The sequence below is a fragment of the Streptomyces sp. NPDC004561 genome (assembly GCF_053602155.1).
The window spans coordinates 1-2,659 of the sequence record NZ_JBSGDB010000767.1; the positions used below are offsets into that span (position 1 = coordinate 1).

The window sequence follows — 2,659 nt, forward strand, 5'->3', positions numbered from 1 at the left end:
GCTGGGCCGCCTGCTGTGCCCCGGGGCCGTAGCGGACGGTCGTCGCCGCCCGGGGAGCGGTGTTGCCCGTCGTACCGGCCGTGTATCCGAGCGTGACCAGGGACGACAGCGCGTCGGAGGCCAGGCCGCGGGCGCCGTTGCCGTTGACGACGTCCACCGTGGCGGGAGCGGCCGACGATCCGCCGGCCGTCGGGGACGGCGATCCGGTCTGGCCGAAGGCCTGCTGCACGATCGACTTGATCTTCGCCGGATCCACGAGGTTGACGTCCTCACGGTTGCGGATCCCGAAGCCCTCGATGGGCAGGGTGTGGAACACGACATTGCCACCGGTGAGGTCCGGGGCCTGCTGCGCGAAGTCGAGGACGTTCCAGCTGCTGTCCAGGACGACGTCCTTCTTCACCACGCCCAACAGCCCCTGGAGTTTCGACGGACTGCCCCATACTCCCGCCGACTTGAGCTGGTGCGTGACCGTGGAGATGAACGCCTGCTGCCGGCGCGTACGGTCCAGGTCCCCCTCGTCGAGCCCGTGCCGCTGCCGTACGAAGGCCAGCGCCTGACGGGCGTTCAGCTTCTGTACGCCGGCGGGGAAGTCGGCACCCGAATAACGGTCCTTCACCGGGTGCTTGAGGCAGACGGTGATGGGTTGCAGGACCTTGGCGATGTCGTAGAAGCCGAGCAGGTTGACCTCGGCGAAGTGGTCGATGGGCATACCGGTGAGCTGCTGCACCGTCGCCAGCGTCGCCTCCCGCCCGGCCTCACGGCTCTTCGCCTCCAGATCCGCGCCCTTGACGCCCTGGGCGGTGTACTTGTCGTGGGCCGTGGTGTACGCGTTGGCGTACGCCTCCTTGATCTTGAAGTGGCCCTGGGGCGAGCCGTCCCCGTTCAGGGTCGGCACGTAGTCGTCGCGCGGGATGGAGAACGCCTGCACCTTTCCGCCGCCGGCGGGGATGTGCATGAGGATCAGGGTGTTGGTGTTGTAGTAGCCGATGTCGCTCGACCCGGCGTGCAGTTCGGTCTGCACGAACTGCCGTGGCAGGTCGTTGCCGTTCATGTCCTTGCGCGAGTCCAGACCTATGAGCAGCAGGTTGACCGAGCTGTCCAGGTGCCGGGGCGCCCTGCCGCGGACCGCGTCGAGCGCGTCGGAGGTGGTGAGACCGTTTGTCAGGGACCGGTAGGCGTACCAGGTCGCACCGCAGCCGAGCAGCAGGGCCGCCGAAGCCGCCCACGCCGCCGCGCGCAGCACGCGGAGCCAGGGGGCCCGGTAGGAGCGGCGTCGCATGTTCTCAGGCACGATCCCTCCTCCTCATCTTGGACCGGAGCACGGCTGCCGCCAGAGCCACGACGACCACCGCACACTCCGCCGCGGCCATCGCCGGGAACACCGCCACCGCCCACCGCACCAGCCGCGTGGCCGGCGGCCCGTGGGACGTGAGCACGGCACCCGCCGTGACCACGGCAACGGCCAGGACCGGCAGCGGTGCCACCAGTCCCAGGCTGCGACGACGCACCGCCGCCAGGGCCGCGAGCAGGGCGCCCACCGACGCTCCGGCCACCACGCCCCAGCCGGGCTCCCCGCCGACCAGGGTGTCCACCCCGTAGCCCAGGAGCAACGGCCCCAGCAGCATCGCCGCGATGACCCCTCCCCCGGGCCGTCCCGCACGAGGTGCGCCGCCCACGCTCGGCAGCGAGCGTCGCTCACGGGGCACACCGGCGGCGGAGGGCATCCGCTCCCCGGCCCGGCCCTGCGGGACCACCCGCCCGGGCGTCGCGGAGCCGTGCCGCACCCGTGCGCCGATGGCGCGTTCCTGCTGATGGCTCATACACTCGCTCTCGCTCATCTCAACGCGGGACGACAGACTCATGGCGAGCGTCACCCCCGACTGCAACCAGTGAGACGAGAAAACAGACCGGTTAGTTGCGTAGTCACGCAAGTAGGCAAACATTGGCGCGCATGTCCTCCGCCCCGGCGGTCTAGCTCACGCTCACGGCCACCGTCGAGGACTCGGCCGACGCCGGCGGGACGTGCGTCCAGCCATGGTCCGAAGCGCCGCTGCTCCAGCGGCGGTTGTCGAACGTGACCGACGTGACGTGCAGCGGTCCGGCGTGACAGACCAGCCACAGGGCGAGGGACCAGCCCGAGGCCGCCCCGGTGACCCGGTAGCTGACGCTGTCGCCCGTCGCGGGGACGGTGGCCGGCTCGCCGCCGAACTCCCGTCGGACCGTTGCGGCGAGACCACCGCCGCCCTGGGCCACGACACCCGCCGCACCGCTCCCCCGCCGCCCCGCCCCGGCATCGTCGGTGCCGCTCCCTCCGCCGGCCGGGTCGGCGTCCGCACCCCCTTTGCCCGCCCCGCTCACCGTGCAGCTCAGTGCGGGCCCTTCCTGTCCCGTGAGCACGTCGGCCAGCGTCGCCGCCATGTCCTCATGTTGCGCGTAGGCCTCCGGGTAGCCACTGTGCTGGACCTGCTGCGCGGCGACGGTGACCGGCAGATCGACGTAGTCCGGCACCTTGACCAGCGCGTCGAAGAACCTGCCCGACGCGTAGACGGGATCGCGGATCTGCGCCGGGCTGCCCCAGCCCTGGGACGGGCGCTGCTGGAACAGGCCGAGGGAGTCCCGGTCCCCGTACGCGAGATCGCGGAGCTTGGACTCCTGGATC

3 protein-coding genes are annotated in these 2,659 nt (G+C 71.3%); all 3 read right to left on the reverse strand.

Annotated features, from left to right (window positions below; all coding sequences use genetic code 11):
* Window positions 1–1,291 (reverse strand): LCP family protein (locus ACWEN3_RS44955; protein WP_452984026.1); only part of this gene is annotated, 1,291 nt, incomplete at its 3' end.
* Window positions 1,284–1,820, reverse strand: a complete 537-nt coding sequence (locus ACWEN3_RS44960; protein ID WP_452984028.1) for a hypothetical protein — start codon at window positions 1,818–1,820, stop codon at window positions 1,284–1,286. The genes ACWEN3_RS44960 and ACWEN3_RS44955, both read right to left, overlap by 8 nt.
* Before the next feature lie 151 nt (window positions 1,821–1,971).
* Window positions 1,972–2,659 (reverse strand): hypothetical protein (locus ACWEN3_RS44965; RefSeq protein ID WP_452984030.1); only part of this gene is annotated, 688 nt, incomplete at its 5' end.